Origin of the sequence: Sporosarcina sp. P12(2017) (genome assembly GCF_002743035.1) — a bacterium.
Classification (GTDB): Bacteria; Bacillota; Bacilli; order Bacillales_A; family Planococcaceae; genus Sporosarcina; species Sporosarcina ureae.
Window position 1 is genome coordinate 45,236 of the sequence record NZ_PDYL01000001.1, and the last position, 21,467, is coordinate 66,702.

Genomic DNA, 21,467 nt, shown 5'->3' on the forward strand with positions numbered 1-21,467 from the left:
GGGGAATTGCTGTGAAGAAAAAACCTGTCGTAATAGGTATTACCGGTGGTTCGGGCTCCGGTAAGACAAGTGTCACAAAAAAGATACACGAGGTATTCCAAGGTCATTCGGTCGTAGTGATTGAACAAGACGATTACTATAAAGACCAATCACATTTAGTGTTTGAAGAAAGATTAAAAACGAATTATGATCATCCATTAGCATTCGATACCGACCTACTGATTCAACATGTCCGGCAGCTGATCAACAGACTGGCAATCGAAAAGCCAACATACGATTACACATTGCATACACGTTCAGCTGAAAAAGTAACTGTAGATTCACAAGATGTCATCATTCTTGAAGGAATCCTCGTGTTGGAAGATGAACGATTGCGAGATCTTATGGATATCAAGCTGTTTGTGGATACGGATTCTGATATTCGTATAATTCGTCGAATTTTACGAGATATTCATGATCGTGGCCGTACAGTAGATTCTGTTGTCGAGCAATACGTAACGGTTGTGCGCCCCATGCATAACCAATTTATTGAACCGACAAAAAAGTATGCTGATATAATCATTCCGGAAGGCGGCGAGAATGCGGTCGCCATCGATTTGATGGTAACGAAGATAAAAACAATTCTTGCTTCTGTCGACGAAGTATAATATGATGATGACATAATTTTAAATTAATTTAGCATCCGTTGGTCTTTCTGTAGAAAAACTAGGATGCACGCAAGATAAGCAAGGGCTTTTTTTCGTTCAGATTAGAATAAAGAACGGAAATAAGTATAGTCAAAACTAAAATAGTTCTGCTATGTCACATAATTGAAGTTAGTGTGACATAGTATTTTTTATGAACAGACATTTGAGGAGTGTTATTACATGGTTTCAGAAAAGAAATTTCCAATGACGGCTGCAGGTAAAGCGAAGTTAGAAGAAGAGCTAGAGCAATTGAAAACGGTTAAACGTGTAGAAGTAGTAGAACGCATTAAAATCGCACGTAGCTACGGTGACTTATCGGAAAACTCCGAGTACGATTCAGCGAAAGAGGACCAGGCATTTGTTGAAGGAAAGATTTCTTCTATTGAAGGAATGATTCGTAATGCGGTCATTATTACTGAAGATGAATTGAATACGGATGAAGTGCAATTAGGCAAGACAGTTACTTTTAAAGAAATTCCTGATGGTGAAGAAGAGACATATACGATTGTTGGTTCCGCTGAAGCGAATCCATTGGAAGGTATGATCTCGAACGACTCGCCAATTGCGAAAGCATTAATTGGTCGGAAAAAAGATGATAAAGTAAAGATCCAGACTCCCGGCGGTGAAATGTCAGTAGAAATACTCGAGATAAAGTGACACACGTACCGTCTTCTCACTAGCAGAAGACGGTATTGTCGTTTTTAATTCTTTCCACCGTTGTATACGCATTTCATTTCATAGTAAAGGAGATGTCTGAAATGGCAGATCAAAATCCGAAGTATTCGAGAACGTCTAGAAAAAAAGGCAGTAAAGCGAACAAAGTGAATAGAGCATTGAATATTTCAATTGGTGTAGTGGTATTTCTCATTGCGGTTGTTGCAATAATCTTTCTCACAGGTGATGACGATAAAAATGAAGTAGCAATTGACAAGCCGGAGCAATCCACGCAGTCCGATGCAGCTCCAATTGAACCTATCGTTTTAGACGATGAAGACGAGGCGGACAAGCCTGAAGCTGAAGATGCAGAGCCGGAAGAAATGGATGAACCAGAAGTTCAGGCTCCTGAAGAAAATAACGAAGTGGTAAATGAAGTGGTTGAAGAACCGGAAGCGCCAGTGGTAGAAGCGCCGAAAAAAGAACAACCTAAACAGGACAAGCCGAAGAAAGAAGCTTCACCGGATTCGGGCAAGAAAGTTGTGGTTAATCCTGACTGGAAACCAATTGGAACAAAGCAAACTGGAGAGCACGTTTCGAAATACGATGGTCAGTCCGATGACTGGTATGAGAAAAAGAAAGCTATTTCTTATGCAACCGGCTTGTCTGAAGATCAATTGTACTTTGAACGTATTCAAAATGGTGGCAGTCCTCAAAAGTCAGAAGGTATTGTGAGAAGCAAAGACAATTCCAAAAAATTCAAAGTATACCTTGAGTGGGTGGACGGCCAAGGCTGGAAACCTGTGAAAATGGAAGTAATGAAGTAAGTGAATCAACCTACCGATGTGCTGCCTATCGTGCAGGACATTCTAGTAAGTGAAAAAGAGGAGAGGGCATAAATGAAAATAGCAATCGTGGGTGCAATGGAGGAAGAAGTTGAAATATTACGCAGAGAGATTGGAATTGGAAAAATTACAACCATTGGTAACTGTGAGTTTATTGAAGGAAAAGTAGGCAAGCATCAAGTGATCGTGACGAAGAGTGGCATCGGGAAAGTAAATGCTGCCATGGCCACAGCGATCCTGTTGCAAAACTACAAACCTGACGTAGTCTTGAATACAGGTTCTGCTGGTGGAACTAATCCTGAACTCGAGGTTGGAACGATTGTAATATCTGACTATGTCCTGCATCATGATGTCGATGCCAGTGCATTCGGCTACGAGCTAGGCCAAGTGCCACAACTTCCTGCAAGCTTTCCTTCAGATTCTGAACTGATCGATTTTGCTAGAGAAGCTGTAATTGAGTTAGATACATATCAACATGCTGTAGGAACTATCGCTTCAGCTGATACGTTCATGGCTGATCCTGAAAAAGTCTTACAAGTTAAAAATCGTTTCCCACGCGTAATCGCTGTAGAAATGGAAGCGGCCGCTGTTGCGCAAGTCTGTTATCAGTTCAATACGCGATGTGTTGTCATCCGTGCGCTATCTGATATTGCTGGGAAAGAATCGACCGTCAGCTTTGAAGAGTTTTTACCTCTGGCTGCCAAACACTCGTCACAGATTGTTTTGCGCGTCATCTCGAAACTTTGATCGTTCTATGATAAAATGTCTAAGTAGACAGACTAGCAGTTCGTTTGGTTGAGAGGAGGGACATTTAATGGAATTCTTAATGGGTGGCGTATTTATCGTCACGGCACTATTGGCAGCAATAATTTTACGCGAGGTTAAAGCTGACTGAGAAAAGAAACAAAGCGTTTCCGATATGCGGGGGCTGTGGCCCTCTGACGCATAATCGGAAACGCTTTTTGCATTATTGATATTCATGCTTGAATGATTGGTACAATTTGACGATCGCTCGTTTCTCGATACGTGAAACATAACTCCTAGAAATATTTAGTTGCTCGGCAATTTCTTTTTGTGTCATTGGCTGGTCATCTAGCAAGCCGTAGCGTCTTTGAATGATTTCTAACTCGCGTGAATCGAGCTTATCCAAATGACGGTAGAGTCGCTCTTTTTGTTCATTTTGTTCTACGGTTGTTTGTGGAGGTATGTCGTTTGTTTGAAGGAGGTCTGCGATTTCCAGGGATTGGCCATCTTTATCCATGCCAATTGGTTCGTAGAGGGACACATCTTTTTGTACTTTTTTCTGTGTTCGTAAATACATAAGAATTTCATTTTCAATACAGCGGGCAGCATACGTCGCTAGCTTGGTTTTACGATCTGGCGTAAAACTGTTGACGGCTTTCATCAGACCAATCGCCCCTATGGAAATATAATCATCAAGTAGTTCGTGCTTTGGTTGGAACTTCTTGACGATATGGGCGACCAAACGCATATTGTGTTCGATAAGTTCATCACGTGCACTTACATCGCCTTCAGCTAATCGTCTCAGGCACTCTTCTTCTTCTTTCTTAGACAACGGACGAAGGAAAGCTTGCCCTCTGATATAACCGATTAGCGCGGGGATCTCTAACCATAATTGCATGACGGCCAGGAAAAACCCGCTCATATGACCACCTCCGATTAGTAGTAGTTTACTCTATGCAAAATACAGATGGTCTACCACAGACAAGAAAAGCGATAAAATCAGACATAGTTGTGCGTGCATGTCACACAACTATGTTATAATCAGACAAGAATTTGTTGTAGGGCGGAGAGGATAATGTGTTGAATCATTTTTTACCGAGTGCTTATGTAAAATCCGTATTATTGATCAAACCAGAAGACCTTCTTGAAAATGGTTTTAAGGGCATCATTACAGATTTAGATAACACACTCGTTGAATGGGATCGTGCGGATGCTACGCAAGATATAACGGCGTGGTTCAAGTCTATGCGCGATGCCGGTTTGCAAATTACAGTTGTATCCAATAACCATATAGAACGCGTCAGTCACTTTTGTGATCCATTAGGCATCCCGTATATTTGTGAAGCACGGAAGCCGATGAAAAAATCATTTCATCAGGCACTTGCTACATTAGGCTTGCCAAAAAATGAAGTTGTCATGATTGGCGATCAATTGCTAACGGATGTCTTAGGTGCGAATCGGGTGGGGCTGCAGTCAATATTGGTCGTCCCTGTAGCAAGTTCCGATGCGACGATTACAAAGTTCAACCGAGCGATTGAACGACGGATTATGGCAAGGTTTAAAAGAAAAGGACTACTCACGTGGGAGGACTAAATTTGGAATTGATCAAGTGTATTGGATGCGGTATTACGATCCAAACGACGGATAAGAAAATGGAAGGCTATGCACCTCCAGCTTCATTAGAAAAAGAAGATGTCATATGCCAACGTTGCTTTAAATTACGAAATTATAACGAATTGCAGCCAGTGTCCTTATCAGGAGACGACTTTTTAGCAATTTTAAATGGAATTGGTGAAAAACAAGGCTTGATTGTGAAAGTGGTAGATATTTTTGATTTCAACGGTAGTTGGATCAACGGCTTGCATCGCTTTGTGGGCAAGAAAGATATTTTATTAATTGGTAACAAGGCAGATATTCTACCGAAAGCGATTAATCCGCAACGAGTGAAAAATTGGATGAAGGCAGAAGCTGCAAAGCTAGGACTAAAACCAATCGATGTGTTGCTCGTATCAGCTGTAAAAGGTAATGGTATGAGTGAAGCGCTCGACGCGATTGAGAAGTACCGTAAGGGCAAGGACGTCTACGTAGTCGGTTGTACAAATGTAGGAAAATCTACGTTCATTAATCGGATTATTAAAGATGCGACCGGTATGCAAGATGTCATTACGACATCTTATTTCCCGGGAACAACCCTCGATGTAGTGGAAATTCCATTGGACGACGGAAAAATGCTGATGGATACACCAGGGATTATCAACGATCATCAAATGGCCCATCACTTAGATCCTCATGATTTGAAGTTGATTACACCGAAGAAAGAACTGAAGCCGAAAGTCTATCAGCTGAATGCTGAACAAACATTATTTATCGGCGGACTAGCACGTTTTGACTTCATTCAAGGTGGACGCTCCTCCTTCAACATCTATGCAGCCAATGGTTTGCCAGTTCATCGGACGAAGTTGGAAAATGCGGATGAATTGTACAAAAACCATCTTGGTGACATGCTATCTCCGCCAGGACCTGCATCACTTGAGAAGTTGCCGTCACTTGTGCGTCATGAATTTTCGATTAAAGAAGCAAAGACGGACTTAGTCATTTCAGGCCTTGGTTGGATTACACTTCAGCACGCCAATGTAAAAGTGGCTGTACATGCACCAAAAGGTGTGAATGTCGAAGTCAGACCTTCATTGATTTAAGAGGGACAGGAGGGAATACCAGATGAAAAAATGGTATGCGGTAGTAGGCGATCCCATTGCGCAATCGATGTCACCGGTCATGCATGATCAGTGGTTTAAAGAAAATGCATTGGATGCAACGTATATACCGATTCATGCAACAGCCGGAAGTTTGAAACAGACGATAAATAGTTTACGTTCACTCGGATGTAGTGGTTTTAATGTGACGGTACCCCACAAGCAAGCGATTCTTCCTTTCCTCGACGAAATGGACGAATCGGCAGCGGTTATGAATGCGGTCAACACAGTGCATCAAACTGATGAGGGTAAACTAATCGGTGCCAATACGGATGGGGCCGGATTCGTGAAGTCGTTGGAAGAGTTTACGGAATTAGTTAAAGGTTCTGTATTACTAATTGGAGCTGGCGGTGCAGCTAGAGGCATCGCCTTTGCACTGCAATCGGCTGGCTACGGTCCTCTCTATTTCACGAATCGCACCGCTTCGAGATCTGCAGAATTAGCGGCGGATATGAAGGATGGGCATGCGATCTCTATTGAAGACGCGGAAGATCGTCTCGGTGAGTTTGGACTTGTAGTCCAAACGACATCGGTCGGTATGAACTTTGCACAAGAAGGAATACCGCTTAATCCAAAGAAAGTCGCAAACGGTGCAGTGGTAGCGGACATTATTTACAATCCGCTCGAAACTGAATTTTTACGACAAGCAAAACAAGCAGGAGCCAAGACGATGAACGGTGTAGGAATGTTCGTTCATCAAGGTGCCCTCGCTTTTGAAAAGTGGACAGGTGTCTATCCTGACACGAAAAAAATGATCGATATGATTACAATGAAAGTTGGCGGGTAAACATGTTAACAGGTAAACAAAAAAGATTTTTACGTAGCGAAGCACATCATTTGGATTCATTATTCCAAATTGGGAAAAGTGGTTTGACTGATGCGATCCTCGTGCAAATCGACGAGGCGCTCGAAGCACGTGAACTACTTAAAGTGAGCGTACTTCAAAATTGCGAAGAAGACAAAAATGAAATTGCTGAAAAAATGGGTGCGTATAAAGGTATTCACGTAGTCCAAGTCATCGGTAACACCATTGTTTTATACAGGGAATCGACAGAGAAAAAACGCATACAATTACCGTAAGGAGAATTAGATGAAACGAATCGGCATTTTGGGCGGAACTTTCAATCCGCCACACACTGGACATTTATTGATCGCCAATGAAGTGCGTTATGCACTGCAGCTAGATGAGGTATGGTTGATGCCTACTGCAGTCCCACCACATAAGGTGGCGGTAGGCGACGCGACAGCCGAGCAACGCCTACAAATGGTGAAACTGGCGGTAGATGAAGTGGATGGCTTGCGTGCGTCGTCGTTTGAAATGGAGCGCGGCGGTGTATCATTTACATATGATACAATGTCACAACTCGTACAAGACGAAGCTGATGTTCACTTTCATTTCATTATTGGTGGAGATATGATCGATCAGTTACCGACATGGTACCGGATTGAGGACTTACTCGATATCGTTACGTTTATCGGTGTAAAACGCCCAGGTGCTGATAACGCTTCTGCAATCCCGGTACAATTGGTAGAAACACCACAACTTGATTTGTCATCCACATTGATCCGCCAACGTTTTGTAGAAGGTGGAACCGTGCAACTTTTGATTCCCCCGGCTGTCGAGGCTTACATTCGAGAGGAGAGATTATATGGATCTACAACAAGTTAAAAGTGACCTAGAACAACGCTTACCTAAGGCACGGTATGAACACGTACTGCGTGTCACGGACACGGCAAAGAAATTAGCTGAAGAAGTGGGTGTGTCAGTAGAAAAGGCTGAAATTGCTGGCCTATTTCATGATTACGCCAAGTTTATGGATAAAGATGAATTACTGGAATTACTAAAACGTGACGAAGAGTATGAGCTCTATGCACAGTATCACGCCGAATTATGGCATGCGCCAGTTGGAGCTATGCTTGCGAAAGAGCGTTATGGAGTAGAAGATCACGACATCTTGCAGGCCATCCGTTTTCATACGACGGGACGTGCAGAAATGAGCGAGCTAGAAAAAGTGATCTATATCGCTGATTTAATCGAACCAGGAAGAAAGTTTCCGGGTATCGAAGAATTGCGTCAACGTATTGACGGTGAACCGCTGGAAGATCAAATGACAGAATGCATCCAGCATACATTTAAATTTTTAGTTCAGCGATACGCAGTCATTTTCCCACATTCATTTGACTGTTATAATGAACATGTACGTAGAAGAAAGGAACAGTGAAATATGCCAACATTATTGGAATTAGCTTATGAAGCAGTAGATAGTAAGAAAGCAGAAGACATCGTAGTATTAAACATGGAGGGCATCTCACTAATTGCTGATCAATTCATCATTTGTCATGCGAACTCTGAAAGACAAGTGCAGGCCATCGCACGTGAAGTAGCAGATGTTGCTTCTAAAGAAGGCTACACTGTGAAGCGTTTGGAAGGATTCGACGCGGGCCGTTGGATTTTAATCGATCTTCTCGATGTAGTCGTTCACGTATTCCACAGAGACGAACGTGGATTTTATAACTTGGAAAAGCTATGGGGAGACGCACAGTTACTAAACGTTGAGGATGAAATATGAGTTCTTCCTATTCAGCGTTCGCATCCATTTATGACGAACTAATGAATGATATCCCGTATGACGCCTATGTCGAGTTACTCGATTTGGCGTCTGCTGGCGTTTCAGGGAAAAAAGTATTGGATATAGGTTGTGGAACTGGTTTGCTATCTGCCATGCTGGCGAAAAGAGGGGCACACGTTACTGGTATTGACCTTTCTTCTGATATGCTCGAGGTCGCTTCGCACCGTGCACAGTCACTTTCTCTAGATATTCAGTTTATCGAGCAACCTATGCAGCAACTGGATGTAGAAGATACATTTGATGCTGCGATTATCTCAATCGATTCATTGAATTATGTAATAAAGCAGCAAGATGTCGTGGAAACGTTCCGCCGGATTTATGGAGCGCTTGCTACAGGTGGCGTATTGCTCTTTGATGTGCATTCATTATGTAAAATGGATGAGATCTTCCTTGAAGGACCTTTTGTTTTTGATAATCGACGTATTTCCTATATTTGGCAAACTGCCCCTGGAGAAGAGAATCACTCGATTTATTCTGAGCTAGCGTTTTTCGTAAAACAAGAAGATGGATCCTACCAACGTTTTGACGAAGTACATATGCAACGATCGTTTGCAGTACCGGAATATGTTCAAATGCTCGAAGAAGTTGGATTTCATATTGAACGGATTTTTGCAGACTGGGAAGATGAAGCACCTGAAGAAGAGAGTGAAAGAATATTCTTCCAAGTTCGAAAATAGTGCTACCATAGTATTTCGGAATCGGGTATAGTTAATGAGACTCCATACGGTGCTGATAGAAAGGATTGTTGATTATCCGTTCATTCCTCACCGAAAAATGGCGTACATTGATCATTCCTATTGCAGCGTTCGCTGTACTTTCCACTGTCTTGTTCTTTCCCCGAGAACAACCGGATCAACTTTCCGAAGAACGTGGACAATCCCTATTTGAACCAATCGAATCTATTGAAACTGCTGAACAAAATATAGAAGTGGAAGCGCCTGTCGAATTGGTCGCGGAAGCTGTTACTGTTGCTATTCTGGTGGACGTTAAAGGTGCTGTGAAACATCCTGGACTTTATTCGATGCAAGATGGCGACCGATTGCTAGATGCGGTCGACAAAGCAGGAGGCTACACAGAGGTCGCTGACACGAGGTTGTTGAATCATGCGCAAAGACTGCAGGATGAATCTGTCGTCTATGTACCGGTCGCAGGAGAAGAACCACCGGTGTACGAACAACCGGCTACAGCGGCATCTTCTTCATCTGACAGTTCCGCTTCAAAAGTAAATATTAATACAGCGAATGAAAGCGACTTTCAGACGCTTCCTGGCATCGGCCCGGCAAAAGCTATGGCGATTGTCCAATACCGTGAAGAGCATGGAGCTTTTTCACAATTGGATGGAATAAAGAATGTGTCAGGTATTGGTGACAAGACATTTGAAAAATTAGAACCACATATTATTCTTAACTGATGGAGGCAACCGTATGGAGCGAATTACTTGGGATCAGTTCTTCATGGCGCAAAGTCATTTACTGGCGATGCGCAGCACATGCACGCGACTCTCGGTAGGTTCCATTTTAGTACGCGATCAACGCATTATTGCTGGCGGCTACAATGGTTCGATATCGGGTGGAGACCATTGTATTGAACACGGCTGTTATGTCGTGGATAATCATTGCGTTCGAACGATACACTCAGAAATGAATGCATTACTGCAATGTGCCAAATACGGCATACCGGTTGCAAAAGCGACCATTTATGTCACTCACTTCCCGTGTTTACAGTGTAGTAAAGCATTGATTCAGGCGGGTATTAAACACGTTAAATATGCGGAAGATTATCGAAACAGTGAGTATGCACTCGAGCTATTTGCGCAAGCAGGTGTGGAGATTGAAAAAGTGCCGTTTGACGAGCGTTCAATTGACTTCGCCAGTGAAGAGAAATTTTCATTATTCAACGAGATGTTGACGAAAATGCAGGAACTTGGCGCTGAACCTGAAGAACTGGATACCCTTTTGCAAAGGGTGAATCATTTATTTGGCAATTAATCCGATCGATACGATGGATGTATATAGCGATTCCTGTTGCGATTTCTGCGTTTGCAGCTGAGCTTTCAGGATCGCTTTTATTTTTGAATGTATTATTCCTCATACCGTTCTACTTTTTACGCAAAGATTATCTACATCTCCTTCTTTGCACACTTCTTGCAAGTCTCTCTTTTTTCTATTTCTCCAGTCATTCTACAACTCTTCCTGACGACTCAGTCGTGACATTTCATTGGAAAGATCAAGTGAAAATCGACGGGGCTAAAGTGAAAGGTTTCGCCACTCTATCTGACGGAACCGTTGTGTATATGATGTATCCATTACATTCCGAACAAGAAAAGATCCGATTTCAGTCTGTGCGATTATCGACATATCAGTTCACGGCGGAAGTGGAGCTGAAAGAATTGGAACCAGCAGCCCATAAATATTCATTCGATATGGCGCGTTATTTACGAATGAATGGAGCGGCAGGAATTCTAGAAGCCACTCGTATCACATCGAGCGAACCACTCACTACACCGCGTTCACGACTCTCTCACTATCGTTCTGCAATTAAACAACATATTCACGATCAGTTTCCACCTTTACTAGTTACAGAAGCTGAAGCATTATTAATCGGTGACCGTTCGGGAATGGATCGCGTTTTGCAAAAAGAGTACCAGACGCTAGGTATTACGCATCTATTTGCGATTTCTGGCTTGCATGTCGGTCTATTGACGTTCTTTATTCGAGCGATTTTGTTGCGTATTGGCTTTCGCAAAGAGTGGGTGACATACGGATTACTCATCTTTTTGCCAATCTACGCATGTATTGCTGGCGGGGCACCGTCTGTCTGGCGTGCAGCGACAGTAACGATGATTGTATTGCTTGCTGTTTCAGGCAATTTTAAATTGCGCCTGGATGATGCTCTTGCTTTAAGCGCATTATTTTTTATCTTGATGCAACCTTATATCGTGTTCCAACCGGGATTTCAACTATCCTATTTAGCTGCGTGTTCTTTATTGTATTCGTCAGCTATTCTTAGCCAAGCGAAAAACGGATTGGTTGTTTCGTTTCTCCTCACTGTCATTACACAAGTCGCTCTCTATCCTATTTTGCTGTATCACTTCTATGAGTTGTCTATCTCCTCTTTTATTGCCAATTTATTCTATGTTCCGTTGTATTCTATCCTTATTTTGCCTGCTAATTTACTGTTGCTGATTTGCACGTGCGTAGTGCCACCACTGGCAGACAGCCTCTTTTTTATCTATGAGCCTGTAAGGCAATGGATTGGTAGTATGACGACTTGGTTTGCTTCCTTTCCCTATCAAATGTGGACGCCGGGACAACCGGATGGGGTGGGGTCAGCGTTGGCTGTTGTTGGTATTCTGATCTTCCTCGTCTGTCTGGAAAGAAAGAAGTTGATCGTGTTCGGTCTTATCTGCTTGCTGCTCCCCGCGCTCTATTTGGAAATTAAACCAATTCTTCATCGTGACGTGATCATTTCCTATCTAGATGTCGGGCAAGGGGACAGTACGATGATCGAAATGCCTTACCGGAAAGCGGTGTATGTGATAGATACGGGTGGAGTTCTCCATTTTGGCGAAAACGATTGGAAAACGCCTGAGCAGCCGTTTGAAATCGGACGAAATATCGTTGTGCCATACTTAAAAGCAAAAGGAATTACGAAAATTGATCGGCTGATTATATCTCATGCCGATATGGATCACATGGAAGGTGCCGATGAAGTATTGGAAGAGTTAAAAGTAAAGGAAATTCAGCTGTCCCCTGGAAGTGAACAAGAGAAAGCGATGGATGAAGTGTTGCGGTTGGCAAAGGAGCAGAAAATTCCTGTGCAACTAGTCAAGGAAGGAGTTAATTGGAAAGTAGGAGACTATCAATTCCAATATGTAGCGCCTGAAGAGCGTATATATGACGGTAATGACAGTTCGCTAGTACTTGTGATGAAGAAAGAAGATCTTCATTTCGTGTTTCCTGGAGATCTCGAAAAAGAGGGGGAGCAGCGGTTTTTGCAAAGATACATTTCTGCTGATTTTCAACGTGTCATACTAAAAGCAGGCCATCACGGGAGTAAGACGTCGAGTACGGAGCCATTTATCAGTTTTCTCCAACCTGAGTTTATTATTGTATCAGCAGGGAGGAATAGTCGTTACGGGCATCCACATGCAGAAGTAATTGACCGCTTCCATGCGCACGGTATTCCGTTTTGGTCGACAGCTGAACAGGGAACGATTGAATTGCGCGTAAAAGACGGAGTGTATACGGCCGCTTCGAGTCGTTAGAAAAACAAATAGACACATCCGCCAATGTGGTGGATGTGTCTATTTTATACAACAGTTGATTAGAGAGCGACGATATCGATGATCGTAGCAACAACAAAAATTGCAGAAAAACCGATAAACGCTACTATAAAGCCGATGCCGCTGTCAATCGCATCATTACGTTTGGATTGGACATCATGTTCAAATTCATTCATTGCTACACCTCCTAATTCCATACTAAGTATAGATGAAAGTGAAAGAAAAATCCATTAAAATCGCAGTTTTTAGGAGTTGCAACGAACGTTGACACAATTTGTTCATAGAGTAAGTGCGTTATAAGTTAAAAGAGCGGAATTGCTCATAGCCAATTCCGCTTCGTCTTTTTGAATTAATAATATTTGTCCTTCTCAGCTGTCTCCCGGTGGTTCGGAGTCATTGGCTCCTGCTTTGGTGCTAAGTGTTCGAACTCTGCTAACTCTAGTGATATTTCTTCTTTCCCTTCAGTCTTCAATTTCTCACGGGAATTCATTTGTGAACGGTTAGACTTTTTCATCAAAAAAACCTCCTTTACTTGCTAGTATGGAGAAATGATTGATTTTCATGTATAGTTATCACAGGTTTTTATTAGCAAGCAATCGGTAATTGAGGTGAAGAAAATGGTTACAAAAATTTGGAGTCAAATTGAAAAAGGTGATGTTCAGCCAGTTTATTTGCTGACAGGCACAGAGCAACATTTATTAGACGAAACAATTAAGAAATTAATTAAGGCAGTCCCAGGTATGACGACTTCTGAAGTGAATCGTTTTGATTTAGAAGAGATTCCAATCCAGGCCGTGCTCGAAGTGGCGAATGAATTTCCATTTTTGGTTGACCATAAATTGATCGTCGCAAAAAACTGTTCATTCTTGAAAGCGACAGATCAATCGAAAGAAAAGCAGAACCATCAACTAGATCTGTTGGAAAAGTGGTTGGAAAATCCATCACCTACCGCAACCGTAGTATTTGTGGCGCCTTATGAAAAATTAGATGCACGTAAGAAAATCACGAAAAAAATAAAGAAGCATGCAGTTGTCGTAGAAGCCGTTGCTTTGCAAGGGCAAGATATATCTACGTGGATTATGCAACAAGGTAAGGCTAAAGGAATTGAATTCGATAAAAAGACAGCTGAATTTCTTATGGAAATGTCAGGAACCGACTTATTGACATTGGCGACAGAAGTGGACAAGCTCGCTGGCTACTTGGCGTTTAAGGGCGCAGTGGACATCGATATGATTGAGCAACTTGTGGCTAGGACGCCAGAGATGGACGTATTTCGCCTAACAGATTCATTCGTCAATAATAAAAGAGCGGAATCAATCGCTGTCTATCATGATTTATTGCGTAATGGTGAAGAACCCATCATGCTCGCGTCACTCATTGCGAGTCAGGTACGTTTAATGATTCATGTGACAAATTTACGAAAAAAAGGCTATCAGCAACAACAAATCGCCACAACGCTTCGAATCCACCCGTATCGCGTTAAATTGATGATGCAACGGAAGCTGCCACCTTTGCAAGTGCTGCTTAAAGCATTGGATGATTTGGCGACGATCGATCTACAACTTAAAACTACGAGTGGTAATCGTCAGCGAAAACTGGAATTATTTTTAATGAATGGTCTATAAGAACGCAAAAAAGACTGCCGTCACAAGGAGGCAGTCTTTTAACTTATCATTATTGAGCTTTTTTAGTTAGACGTGATTTTTGGCGAGCAGCAGTGTTTCTTGGGATAAGACCTTTACGAGCAGCAGTATCCAATTGTTTCACAGCATTTCTCAACAGTTCTTCAGCGTTCTCATCATTATTCATAAGAGCCGCATCCGCTTTACGGATTGCAGTACGCATAGAAGCTTTTACGTTAGAGTTTTGCTCGTTAGCAGCAGCACTTTGTTTCACGCGTTTGATAGCACCTTTAATGTTTGGCATTTCATTCACCTCCAGCTTTCAGGTAAGGCAAGAGTGTTTCCACAATCATCCGGACATCTCTTTACAACAAGCATTATTTTATCAAAGCTACCGACAGATTGCAAGAAAAAAAGTAAAGTGATTCATCTTTACAGCCATCTATACCAGAATAAATGCCGATAAACTGCACAAACTTGTTAGTAGAGGTGAAGAAAATGAGCGAAATCAACTACTACCGCACGGATTTAATTGACGAAAGTGACGAGTTTGTCAGACATCAGACAGAGTCAGAAGAAAAGAAGTTGAAGGAAATGTCCGGAATACGTGTCGAAGAACAAACCATTGGTCGAATTAAGGCAACAACTGTAAAAGTGACAGCGGAAGGTGAAGAAGAAATCGGAAAAGCGAAAGGTACATATATTACGCTAACGATTCCGACACTTGCTGTTCACGAAACCGATGAGCTTCAAGCGCTATGTGAACTTGTGGTCGAAAAAATGGATACATTAATTAAGGAAAAGTTACCGGGCGAAGTAAAAAAAGTATTGTGTGTCGGTCTCGGCAACCGAGAGATTACGCCAGACGCTGTTGGGCCTGCTGTTATGGATTATGTGAAGGAAGTAATACCCGATTATTACGAAACGGACGAGAGTGGTGTGATGGTGTATGCACCGGGCGTAACCATTCAGACTGGTTTGGAAACTGCTTCATTCGTTAAAGCGATCGTGGATCAAAGTAAGCCCGATCTGTTGCTCGTCGTCGATGCGCTTGCTGCAAGGAGTAGCGCAAGGCTTTGCCGCACGATCCAGCTGACGGATACAGGCATTCATCCAGGCTCAGGTGTAGGGAACAGCCGCAAAGAGTTGTCGGAAAAAAGTCTCGGCATCCCTGTCATTGCATTAGGCGTGCCAACCGTTGTGGACGGACCTGTGCTAGTGGCGGATGCAATTGACACGATGTTTGGTTATATCGCAGCGAAAATAGAAGAAGATGGTATGCCTTCATCCAAACTTTCCACTGGCCGATTTCCACAACGCTTAAGCAAAGATGCGGATCGCACAGCGCTAGGCCCTATATTCGGTGATTGGTCATCATGGACGCATGAAGAACGAATCCAATTATTTGAAGAAGTGCTGACTAATCAGGAATTATCGACATTTATTTCTCCGAAAGAAATTGATTCATGGGTAGCAAACTACGCAACTGCATTATCTACTTCATTAATTACTTGGATTCACAAAGTAAATTCATGAACTAGTCATTGACCTTTTTTCTTCCGCATAGTGTGGGAGATGGAGGGATTACTATGAAAAAAACTTTGCAAATCTGGATGAGCGTTATTTTTGTATTGTTCATCTTTCCTGTCGTACTGCAGTACATTCCCAAACAGCCGACCATTCCTGCTGCCCTCTCGTTAAAGGAACCGAGCACGATTGTCTACGCATCCAATGTGTTGGAAGAGGATATTAAACCGAAAGCACAAGGGAATGTGTTGATTTATTCGACTCACGCACATGAAGCGTATGAACCTATTACGAAAGCAGCGAACGGAAAAGTAGCCGTATCTCATCATTCCGAGAATATTTTAAAAGTAGGCGCGCGCCTGAAAGAGAATTTAATTACACATGGTCTTGCGGCAGAACAGCTCGATATTGACATTGTAAAAATCATGCAACAAAAGAAAATACCGTATCATCGCTCGTATGCTGCGATTCGGCCGTATGTGGAAAAGAAAGTTAACGAGGGGTCTTATGATTTAGTCATCGACATGCACAGAGATTCTCTTGGACCTTCTAAAACAACGATTACACACGCCGGGCAACGCTATGCAAAAGTGGCGTTTGTAATAGGAAGGGACCATCCGTATTACGAACGGAACCTGGCTAAAGCGAAACAATTGAAAAATGAAATGGAAAAAATAGTGCCAGGTATTACGCGCGAGATCATTATCAAAGGTGGCCGTGGAGTAGACGGTAAATACAATCAAGATCTAAATACAAGCATCATTTTAATTGAAATGGGTGGCGTTGGTAATACGGAAGCGGAGATCAATCAAACGGTGTCTGTCGTTGGTGAATCTGTTTCCGCAATGATGATCGTGCAATAATCTTTCAAATATTGAAGTCTGAACCGTTCACTGCTATAATTCAAGTAGCTTAAATAGGTACGCACATGTAGGAGTGAACAGTGATGAATCAAGAGAAGAGAACAGCACGTCAAAAAAACATCCGAAATTTTTCTATCATAGCCCATATCGACCACGGGAAGTCCACACTGGCTGATCGAATTTTGGAAAAAACAGAAATAGTGAAAACACGTAATATGAAATCACAATCATTGGATTCGATGGACCTAGAACGTGAACGCGGTATCACCATTAAATTGAATGCCGTTCAGTTAGTATATACGGCAAAGAATGGCGAAGACTATACGTTACACTTGATCGATACACCAGGACACGTCGATTTCACATATGAAGTATCGAGAAGTCTAGCGGCTTGTGAAGGCGCTATTCTTGTAGTGGATTCTGCGCAAGGTATCGAGGCGCAAACATTAGCGAACGTTTATCTGGCGTTGGACAATGATTTGGAAATATTACCTGTTATTAATAAAATCGACCTTCCGGCAGCTGATCCGGATCGTGTGAAAAAAGAAATTGAAGATGTGATCGGATTAGATGCATCTGAGGCAGTTTTAGCTTCTGCGAAAGCTGGAATTGGGATTGATGAGATATTGGAACAGATCGTAGAAAAAGTACCAGCTCCTCAAGGAGACCCAGAAGCGCCATTAAAAGCATTGATCTTTGACTCTCATTATGATCAATATAAAGGGGTTATCGTCAATATCCGTATCGTCGAAGGAAAGGTAAAGCCAGGCGATAGGATTCGCATGATGGCAACGGGTAAAGAATTTGAAGTATTGGAACTAGGAGTCTTCACTCCGGGTATTTCTCCGCGTGACGAATTAACTGTAGGCGATGTAGGATTCTTATCTGCTTCCATTAAAACGGTAGGCGATACACGAGTAGGGGATACAATAACACTTGTCGATGACCCTGCTGAGGAAGCATTGCCAGGTTATCGTCGTATGAATCCGATGGTATTCTGCGGACTGTATCCAATCGATACATCTAAATACAACGATTTGCGTGAAGCGCTAGAAAAGTTGGAGCTGAATGACTCTGCACTTGAATATGAGCCAGAGACATCTCAGGCATTAGGGTTCGGTTACCGTTGCGGGTTCCTTGGTTTGTTGCACATGGAAATCATTCAGGAACGAATTGAACGTGAATTCAACATTGACTTAATTACGACAGCACCAAGTGTTATTTATAAAGTAAACTTAACGGACGGCTCGACGATGAGCGTAGATAATCCATCGATGATGCCCAGTGCACAAAAAGTAGACTATGTTGAAGAGCCATATGTTAAAGCATCCATCATGGTACCGAATGATTACGTTGGAGCCGTCATGGAGCTCTGTCAGCGTAAACGTGGAGACTTTATGACAATGGATTATATGGACGCATCACGTGTCAATATTATTTATGAACTGCCATTAGCTGAAATCGTCTTTGACTTCTTTGACCAATTAAAATCCAGTACAAAAGGGTACGCGTCACTGGATTATGAATTAATTGGCTATAAGCAGTCGAAACTCGTCAAGATGGACATTTTGTTAAACGGTGAAACTGTTGATGCGTTGAGCTTTATCGTGCACAATGACTTTAGCTACGAACGCGGGAAGGCAATCGTTGAAAAACTGAAATCATTAATTCCAAGACAACAGTTTGAGGTTCCTGTCCAAGCAGCAATCGGTCAAAAAATCGTTGCACGTTCAACTATTAAATCTATGGGGAAAAACGTTTTAGCGAAATGTTACGGTGGAGATATTTCCCGTAAGCGTAAATTGCTTGAGAAACAAAAAGAAGGTAAGAAAAAGATGAAGCAAGTTGGCTCGGTGGAAGTGCCACAAGAAGCGTTCATGGCTGTTCTGAAGATGGATGAAGATTAATTAAATTTAGTGAAAAGGGGGCAAACCGCCCTCTTTTTGGCGTTTACATATTTACATAAAGGATGTGACAGCATGCGGGGAGTATATATCCACATACCGTTTTGCCAGCAAATTTGTCATTATTGCGATTTCAATAAAGTATTTCTCAAAAACCAACCGGTTGATCAATACATCGAATCGATCGGCAAAGAGTTTTCTTATATGAAAGAAGCCGGCTATTCATTTGAAGAAGTGGAAACGGTGTTTTTAGGCGGAGGTACACCGACAGCACTTAATGTTCCTCAGCTCGACCGGTTACTGACAATTGTTTCTGAGTATATCGACGTCTCGACATTAAAGGAGTTCACGACAGAAGCAAACCCCGATGATTTATCGGAAGGACAACTTGCTATATTGAAAGAAAAAGGCGTAAATCGCTTGTCGATTGGCGTGCAGACTTTCAATGAACGATTACTGAAACAAATTGGGCGTACGCATTCCAATGAAGACGTGGAGAACGTGATCAAGGCTGCGCGTAAAGTTGGCTTCGAAAACATTAGTATCGATTTGATGTACAGCTTACCTACTCAGACAGTGAAAGAATGGGAAGATACACTTGATCGTGCATTAGCGCTTGATCTGCCTCATTACTCGGCCTATTCATTGATTGTGGAACCGAAAACGATCTTTTATAACCGAATGATCAAAGGAAAGTTACCCTTGCCGGGAGAAGATATTGAAGCAGAAATGTTCGCGATGGTGATCGACCGCATGAATGCAGCAGGTCGCGACCAATATGAAATCAGTAATTTTGCAAAACCTGATCATCCTTCGTTTCATAACCTGATTTATTGGGAAAACTCCCACTATGCAGGCATTGGTGCAGGTGCACACGGTTATATCGGCCAAGGCCGTTATGCGAACGTCGGACCGTTGACACATTACATTAAACTATTGGATGAAGGGAAGTTACCCCATAAAGAAGTACATGAAGTAAGTCTTGCTGAATCGATGGAAGAAGAAATGTTTCTCGGTTTACGAATCATTGAAGGAGTTTCGATGAAAGGATTCGAGCAGAAATTCCAACGCCCGATTCATAAAGTATTCGGTAAACCGATAGAAAAATTACAGCAACAGGGGCTTCTGAAAATCGATGGAGACCATCTCCGCTTGACTAGAAAAGGTATTTTTCAAGGGAACACCGTATTTCAGGAATTTTTATTAGGAGATTGAGTTTGATTCGTTGACATATAAAATAGAATTTGATAAATTATGAGTAGTATTAGCACTCGGGGTTAAAGAGTGCTAACAGGAGTGATGATCATGTTGACAAACAGACAATTGCTCATACTACAATTGACAGTGAAAGATTTCATCGAGTCTGCTCAACCGGTTGGTTCCAGACAACTGTCGAAAAAACCGGAAGCGCCATTTAGTTCGGCAACCATTCGGAATGACATGGCAGATCTGGAGGATATGGGTTATTTAGAAAAGACTCACACATCATCTGGAAGAGTGCCTTCCGAAAAAGGCTATCGGTTCTTTGTGGATCATTTATTGCAGCCACAAGCTCTGGGTCTGGAAGACAGCTTGCAGTTGCGTACGATGTTTCAGGAAAGAGTAGGAGAGTCTGAAGAATTAATTCGGAAATCCGCAACCATTCTTTCCGACTTGACGAATTACACGTCGATCCTTCTCGGACCTGACACATCTACGCATGCCGTCAAGAAATTCTCTATTGTTCCATTGGATCAACAACGGGCAGTGGCGATTATCGTAACGGATAACGGACATGTGGAAAACCGAATTTTCGATGTGCCACCTGGACTCACTGCTTCGGAAATTGAGAAGACGGTAAATATTTTAAATGAACGCCTAATCGGCACATCGCTTGTGCAGTTGCAGCAAAAATTGCAACTCGAAGCGAAGTATGTATTTGAACAGCATATTCACCAAGCTGAACAACTATTCAGCTCCTTGCAGCAAGCGATGGCAGTGGAGCCGGAAGAACGGTTATATTTTGGCGGCAAATTGAATATGTGGAAACAACCGGAATTTCACGACTTCCAGAAGATGCAATCATTTTTTGAACTGATAGAGAAAGGCAATCCTGCCATGGGGCTTTTCAAAAAAAACGAACAAGGGATTCAAGTTCGTATCGGCTCTGAAAACAATGTGATTGATATGGAAGACTACAGCGTGATTACTTCCACGTACTCGGCAGGAGAGAATATGGAAGGTTCCATTGCAATTATCGGTCCGAAGCGGATGGATTACGGAAGGGTCATAACATTGCTGGATATACTAAGCAGTGATTTATCTTCTGCACTTCATCGGTTAACCATCGGAAAAGACGGGAACGGGAGGCAAGACACGTGAAAGAAAACCAAGAGTTCGAAGAGCAACTAGATGAAAATCTTTCCGAAAACGAGCAAGAGCCAATAGAAGCGACAGATCAGCTAGATGTTGAAGTCGTCGAAGAGCTCACTACAGAACAAGAACTCGAGAAAAAAATAGATGAATTAACGAAAGCTCTTGAAGAAGAAGAGGGTAAGAAATTACGCGTAATGGCAGATATGGAAAACGTCAAGAGACGAGCATCACTCGACTATCAAACGTTGCAAACATATCGCGCACAAAATGTCATGGTGAATATTTTACCTGTACTTGATAACTTCGAACGTGCACTTGCTGTCGAAGCGAAAGAGGAAGAGACGAAGGCCCTCTTAACAGGGATGGACATGGTTTACCGTTCATTAGTAGAAGCTTTAAAATCTGACGGACTGGAAGAAATCGAAGCGCTTGATCAAGAATTTGATCCGAACTTCCACCAGGCAGTAATGACAGGCAATGAAGAAGATAAAGATTCTGGAATTGTTTTGGAAGAACTGCAAAAAGGATATAAACTAAAAGAACGTGTATTACGACCATCCATGGTTAAAGTAAACGAATAAAAATTAAAGCATTCACAT

At 42.3% G+C, this 21,467-nt stretch carries 26 protein-coding genes; 22 read left to right on the top strand and 4 right to left on the bottom strand.

The window, feature by feature from the left end; all coding sequences use genetic code 11:
* Window positions 1-11 precede the first annotated feature (11 nt).
* From udk to mtnN, 4 genes are all read left to right on the top strand, one after another.
* Window positions 12-647, top strand: a complete 636-nt coding sequence (udk, locus tag CSV80_RS00220) for a uridine kinase (RefSeq protein ID WP_099669105.1) — start codon at window positions 12-14, stop codon at window positions 645-647.
* Between the two features lie 219 nt (window positions 648-866).
* Complete coding sequence (gene greA, locus CSV80_RS00225; protein ID WP_099669106.1) at window positions 867-1,343, top strand: transcription elongation factor GreA; 477 nt, start codon at window positions 867-869, stop codon at window positions 1,341-1,343.
* 101 nt (window positions 1,344-1,444) lie between these two features.
* Window positions 1,445-2,167 carry a DUF1510 family protein gene (locus tag CSV80_RS00230; RefSeq protein WP_158231828.1) on the top strand — a complete coding sequence of 241 codons (723 nt, stop codon included), beginning with the start codon at window positions 1,445-1,447 and terminating at the stop codon, window positions 2,165-2,167.
* A gap of 72 nt (window positions 2,168-2,239) precedes the next feature.
* Complete coding sequence (mtnN, locus tag CSV80_RS00235; RefSeq protein ID WP_099669108.1) at window positions 2,240-2,932, top strand: 5'-methylthioadenosine/S-adenosylhomocysteine nucleosidase; 693 nt, start codon at window positions 2,240-2,242, stop codon at window positions 2,930-2,932.
* Window positions 2,933-3,152: 220 nt separating this feature from the next.
* On the opposite strand, the gene sigK is transcribed toward mtnN, so the two are convergent.
* Complete coding sequence (gene sigK / locus CSV80_RS00240; RefSeq protein WP_029054655.1) at window positions 3,153-3,851, bottom strand: RNA polymerase sporulation sigma factor SigK; 699 nt, start codon at window positions 3,849-3,851, stop codon at window positions 3,153-3,155.
* Between the two features lie 158 nt (window positions 3,852-4,009).
* Between sigK and CSV80_RS00245 the strand changes: the two genes are divergently transcribed.
* From CSV80_RS00245 to CSV80_RS00295, 11 genes are all read left to right on the top strand, one after another.
* The gene (locus tag CSV80_RS00245; RefSeq protein ID WP_099669298.1) at window positions 4,010-4,522 is read left to right on the top strand and encodes a YqeG family HAD IIIA-type phosphatase; all 513 of its coding nucleotides are present in this window, start codon (window positions 4,010-4,012) and stop codon (window positions 4,520-4,522) included.
* A 2-nt stretch (window positions 4,523-4,524) separates the two neighbouring features.
* Window positions 4,525-5,625 carry a ribosome biogenesis GTPase YqeH gene (yqeH, locus tag CSV80_RS00250; RefSeq protein WP_099669109.1) on the top strand — a complete coding sequence of 367 codons (1,101 nt, stop codon included), beginning with the start codon at window positions 4,525-4,527 and terminating at the stop codon, window positions 5,623-5,625.
* Between the two features lie 22 nt (window positions 5,626-5,647).
* Complete coding sequence (gene aroE / locus CSV80_RS00255) at window positions 5,648-6,469, top strand: shikimate dehydrogenase (protein WP_099669110.1); 822 nt, start codon at window positions 5,648-5,650, stop codon at window positions 6,467-6,469.
* Between the two features lie 2 nt (window positions 6,470-6,471).
* Window positions 6,472-6,762 (top strand): ribosome assembly RNA-binding protein YhbY, encoded by a 291-nt coding sequence (yhbY, locus tag CSV80_RS00260; RefSeq protein ID WP_029054659.1) that lies wholly within the window; start codon window positions 6,472-6,474, stop codon window positions 6,760-6,762.
* 10 nt (window positions 6,763-6,772) lie between these two features.
* Window positions 6,773-7,351, top strand: a complete 579-nt coding sequence (locus tag CSV80_RS00265) for a nicotinate-nucleotide adenylyltransferase (protein WP_029054660.1) — start codon at window positions 6,773-6,775, stop codon at window positions 7,349-7,351.
* A complete protein-coding gene (yqeK, locus tag CSV80_RS00270) occupies window positions 7,332-7,904 on the top strand; it encodes a bis(5'-nucleosyl)-tetraphosphatase (symmetrical) YqeK (RefSeq protein ID WP_099669111.1) in 573 nt (190 codons plus the stop codon). The genes CSV80_RS00265 and yqeK overlap by 20 nt, the downstream gene beginning before the upstream one ends.
* Before the next feature lie 3 nt (window positions 7,905-7,907).
* Window positions 7,908-8,252 carry a ribosome silencing factor gene (rsfS, locus tag CSV80_RS00275; protein WP_029054662.1) on the top strand — a complete coding sequence of 115 codons (345 nt, stop codon included), beginning with the start codon at window positions 7,908-7,910 and terminating at the stop codon, window positions 8,250-8,252.
* Window positions 8,249-8,989 (top strand): class I SAM-dependent DNA methyltransferase, encoded by a 741-nt coding sequence (locus tag CSV80_RS00280; protein ID WP_099669112.1) that lies wholly within the window; start codon window positions 8,249-8,251, stop codon window positions 8,987-8,989. Before rsfS ends, CSV80_RS00280 begins: the two co-directional genes overlap by 4 nt.
* A 68-nt stretch (window positions 8,990-9,057) precedes the next feature.
* Window positions 9,058-9,723: a helix-hairpin-helix domain-containing protein gene (locus tag CSV80_RS00285; protein ID WP_233201481.1), complete on the top strand. Its 666-nt coding sequence runs from the start codon at window positions 9,058-9,060 to the stop codon at window positions 9,721-9,723.
* A gap of 13 nt (window positions 9,724-9,736) precedes the next feature.
* Window positions 9,737-10,300 carry a ComE operon protein 2 gene (locus CSV80_RS00290; protein WP_099669113.1) on the top strand — a complete coding sequence of 188 codons (564 nt, stop codon included), beginning with the start codon at window positions 9,737-9,739 and terminating at the stop codon, window positions 10,298-10,300.
* A 17-nt stretch (window positions 10,301-10,317) separates the two neighbouring features.
* Entirely contained in the window at window positions 10,318-12,579 is a 2,262-nt protein-coding gene (locus CSV80_RS00295; RefSeq protein WP_099669114.1) for a DNA internalization-related competence protein ComEC/Rec2, read from the top strand.
* 59 nt (window positions 12,580-12,638) lie between these two features.
* Here CSV80_RS00295 and CSV80_RS00300 read toward each other — a convergent pair whose 3' ends face one another.
* Together CSV80_RS00300 and CSV80_RS17410 are read right to left on the bottom strand one after the other, a co-directional pair.
* Window positions 12,639-12,773: a YqzM family protein gene (locus CSV80_RS00300; protein WP_029054667.1), complete on the bottom strand. Its 135-nt coding sequence runs from the start codon at window positions 12,771-12,773 to the stop codon at window positions 12,639-12,641.
* 173 nt (window positions 12,774-12,946) lie between these two features.
* A complete protein-coding gene (locus tag CSV80_RS17410; RefSeq protein ID WP_155979536.1) occupies window positions 12,947-13,111 on the bottom strand; it encodes a hypothetical protein in 165 nt (54 codons plus the stop codon).
* 103 nt (window positions 13,112-13,214) lie between these two features.
* On the opposite strand from CSV80_RS17410, the gene holA reads away from it, so the two are divergent.
* Entirely contained in the window at window positions 13,215-14,222 is a 1,008-nt protein-coding gene (gene holA, locus CSV80_RS00305) for a DNA polymerase III subunit delta (RefSeq protein ID WP_099669115.1), read from the top strand.
* Window positions 14,223-14,271: 49 nt separating this feature from the next.
* Here holA and rpsT read toward each other — a convergent pair whose 3' ends face one another.
* Window positions 14,272-14,523: a 30S ribosomal protein S20 gene (rpsT, locus tag CSV80_RS00310; protein ID WP_099669116.1), complete on the bottom strand. Its 252-nt coding sequence runs from the start codon at window positions 14,521-14,523 to the stop codon at window positions 14,272-14,274.
* Window positions 14,524-14,717: 194 nt separating this feature from the next.
* Here rpsT and gpr point away from each other — a divergent pair, with 194 nt between their 5' ends.
* The 6 genes from gpr to grpE all read left to right on the top strand — a co-directional run bounded on the left by gpr (window position 14,718) and on the right by grpE (window position 21,449).
* Entirely contained in the window at window positions 14,718-15,755 is a 1,038-nt protein-coding gene (gene gpr / locus CSV80_RS00315) for a GPR endopeptidase (protein ID WP_099669117.1), read from the top strand.
* Between the two features lie 53 nt (window positions 15,756-15,808).
* A complete protein-coding gene (gene spoIIP, locus CSV80_RS00320; RefSeq protein ID WP_233190741.1) occupies window positions 15,809-16,609 on the top strand; it encodes a stage II sporulation protein P in 801 nt (266 codons plus the stop codon).
* 80 nt (window positions 16,610-16,689) lie between these two features.
* Window positions 16,690-18,516, top strand: coding sequence for a translation elongation factor 4 (gene lepA, locus CSV80_RS00325; RefSeq protein WP_199083900.1), 1,827 nt, complete (start codon window positions 16,690-16,692; stop codon window positions 18,514-18,516).
* A gap of 72 nt (window positions 18,517-18,588) precedes the next feature.
* Window positions 18,589-19,728, top strand: coding sequence for a radical SAM family heme chaperone HemW (hemW, locus tag CSV80_RS00330; RefSeq protein ID WP_099669119.1), 1,140 nt, complete (start codon window positions 18,589-18,591; stop codon window positions 19,726-19,728).
* Window positions 19,729-19,818: 90 nt separating this feature from the next.
* Window positions 19,819-20,874 (top strand): heat-inducible transcriptional repressor HrcA, encoded by a 1,056-nt coding sequence (hrcA, locus tag CSV80_RS00335; RefSeq protein ID WP_051210589.1) that lies wholly within the window; start codon window positions 19,819-19,821, stop codon window positions 20,872-20,874.
* On the top strand, window positions 20,871-21,449 hold the full coding sequence (gene grpE, locus CSV80_RS00340; RefSeq protein WP_029054673.1) for a nucleotide exchange factor GrpE: 579 nt from the start codon (window positions 20,871-20,873) through the stop codon (window positions 21,447-21,449). Before hrcA ends, grpE begins: the two co-directional genes overlap by 4 nt.
* The last annotated feature ends 18 nt before the right edge of the window (window positions 21,450-21,467 follow it).